The sequence below is a fragment of the Bartonella sp. AP280QHHD genome (genome assembly GCF_042196125.1).
Taxonomy (GTDB): domain Bacteria; phylum Pseudomonadota; class Alphaproteobacteria; order Rhizobiales; family Rhizobiaceae; genus Bartonella.
In genome coordinates this window covers 1-2681 of record NZ_JBHIPQ010000055.1, presented here as the reverse complement: position 1 = coordinate 2681, position 2681 = coordinate 1, and the positions used below count along the sequence as shown (strand labels likewise).

General features: G+C 42.2%; 2 protein-coding genes and 1 pseudogene. All 3 read right to left on the bottom strand.

Annotation, left to right across the window (positions count from 1 at the left end; all coding sequences use genetic code 11):
• Window positions 1-49 precede the first annotated feature (49 nt).
• On the bottom strand, window positions 50-430 hold the full coding sequence (locus tag ACFIMK_RS08750) for a hypothetical protein (RefSeq protein WP_375682522.1): 381 nt from the start codon (window positions 428-430) through the stop codon (window positions 50-52).
• 20 nt (window positions 431-450) lie between these two features.
• The gene (locus ACFIMK_RS08745) at window positions 451-1578 is read right to left on the bottom strand and encodes a N4-gp56 family major capsid protein (RefSeq protein ID WP_375681556.1); all 1128 of its coding nucleotides are present in this window, start codon (window positions 1576-1578) and stop codon (window positions 451-453) included.
• Window positions 1579-1670: 92 nt separating this feature from the next.
• A pseudogene (locus tag ACFIMK_RS08740) lies at window positions 1671-2360 on the bottom strand (hypothetical protein); the annotation flags it as partial.
• Between the last annotated feature and the right edge of the window lie 321 nt (window positions 2361-2681).

Genomic DNA, 2681 nt, shown 5'->3' with positions numbered 1-2681 from the left:
TTTCTCCCTTGCAAGGGCTGTGGTAAATAATCTGCCATGTCTTATCCCCTCAATGATTTGTTACGAATTGCACAACCACAATACATTCACCAGCATCGGTGGTTTTGTCTCGTGTTGCATAAAGGGTCATCTCCTTATCATCTGCAACAAAAGACTTTTGATCTGTTGGCGTAAAATCTTGCGTGCCTTGGGCTTTGATGTCTTTTTCACTGAACTCATTGCCCCCATAGCTGCTGCCAATCTTCAATTTCGCTTCTGAAAATGCCGTCTTAACGAACGCTTTTATTGAAGTGATCAAAGCGCCACGGGGTAATATCCCAATTTTCTCCGTAAGATGCTTATCTTTATGCGAGATATTTAACCGCAAAAAACTTACCTGTTGGGTATGTAGATTTCTGCCCTGTAATGGAGGGGGTAATTGATCTGCCATGTCTTGTTTCCTCCCTATGATTAATTATCAGGTTCACCACTGTAGGTGGGGATAACAATCGTTCCAAAATCTTGCGCTGCTTGAGAGCTATTTGGAAATTTGAAACGGGTTTTCTTCATGCCAATCAGTGTTTTCGCAGACAAACCATAGTAACGTTGATAGTCGAAATGCTCTTCCACCAATTTATAGCGATTGACATTGCGATTATTTCCAAAAGCCATAACGATACTTTGTGCTCCAAGAAAAACAGCACGACGCACACTTTTTTTCGCTGTATGATCGGTAGATTTAACCCCATGGGTGACATGTTCAGATTCACGTAAAATCACACCATTATACATGCCTAAAGAACCATCAAAGATTGGGTTTTGCGCACGAGAGCCTGTGTAAGCAGCTTTCTGAATATCAAGCCACTGTCCAGTCTCTGTATTGGTGCGCAATTGCATCACTTGTGTTGGGTGCAAATAGAGAACATAAACACTCTCCCCATTCACACGTACTGGTCGAATTTTGGGATTAGCAAGTTTCGCCATTTTTACAGCTTCGTCAATAAGCTTCAAACTAAAGCTGTGTTTTGGCGCTTCACTGAGATCTTCATCCTTGGTTTTACCATCTGGACGGATAATTCGCTTACTACTTGGTGCCAGAGGTTCATTAAATCCATAATGCACATTCTCGATATCTATCATCCGATCTTCAAAAGAGATTGTCCTTGCTGTATATCCGCAAGCTTGAATGAAAAACATCAAGCTTAAGCGATCTGCATACCAATCAACTAAGCCATCTTTTGCTTCGTCACGCAAATCAAACGTTGTACGTTGTTGCGCTATACTACCTTCATTTTCTACACGAACTGCATGCGAAAGTTCGTCAATATAGAGTCTGTCATGAAGGAATTGTAATGCCTCTTCATTCCCCTCAAGCGTCTGTCCTGAGGTAACACCACGTCCCAAAAGCTGTGTCCGTAAGCTAAATGTAACACAATCCCCTCTGCCTTTCTGTGTTTCGGTTTTAAGTTGAATAATGCTGTTTGAACCCCTGCCTATAAGAGGGGCAATAGGTATCGCCTTTGAAACTTCTGTATTTAATAATTTTGACCACGTGCTTATCGCATGAGGATCATCTGCTCTAACTGTTGTTAATGCCATTGATTTTACCTTTCTTTGCTGTAAAAAAAACCGGCTTAAAAGCCGGACCATAACCCTGCATAAAACAGGCTAATTTCTATAAAAATGCACTCTTAATACCCGTTACCAGCACCATGCAATTGCCGAAAAATTGCTTTATTTTTCGGATTTGATATCCAAGCGTCAAATTCTTCTTCTGACATCCTATCAATGCTTGCTAAAGTGATTGGTCCAACACTGCCCCCTCCACCAGATGCCGTTAAGGTTCTCGCAGAATTCTGCCGGCTTTGAAGCGCAGCAACTTGATTATTCGCTTGTAATGCTTGGTTCTGATAGCCAAGATTTTGCGCTATTCTATAAATCTCTTCTGCCGGATTGAGATCTCTTTGTGCACAAGTCGCTACAAGAGCATGCAATTGATCTCTTATAATCGCATCTATTGTGTTTTGTTGTCCATACTCAGGATAAAGTGATGACCAAGAACTCAATTCCTTTGCGCGTGCCTCATAAAGAAAATTTGCCGCGGCATCAAAATCACTGGATTTATTTTGAAACGACTTAACAGAATTATTAAAAAATTCACCAAGACGTATATCATGCTGCTGCTGTTCCTCAGCTTGTCTTAGCGCTTCTTTCTGTTCCCTAATATACGCATCTTGCTTTTGAATCTTATCTAGCATCCACGCCACTAAACGAACAGGGTCCTCACGTAGGTCTGGGGGTGCATTTTCACCTTCAACCATTGGCGTCTGGGATTGGGGTTCATAAAACTTTACAAGCGCTTCACGGGCTTGTTTGGCTTGTNCACTAAACGAACAGGGTCCTCACGTAGGTCTGGGGGTGCATTTTCACCTTCAACCATTGGCGTCTGGGATTGGGGTTCATAAAACTTTACAAGCGCTTCACGGGCTTGTTTGGCTTGTTGCTCCATACGCTGCTGTTCTATACTAGGAACAATCTCTGAAGGTTTTTCAACGGGCTGTGCAACCGGCTCTGGAGACGTAATGTCATCATTATCAATCGTTTCACCATCATAAGTGCCGGCATCAAAAGAGCTCTCATCATCAAAGACCGGTGCTCCAACTCTGTAATCTTCATTCATAGCTTCGTTCATTTCTGCATTC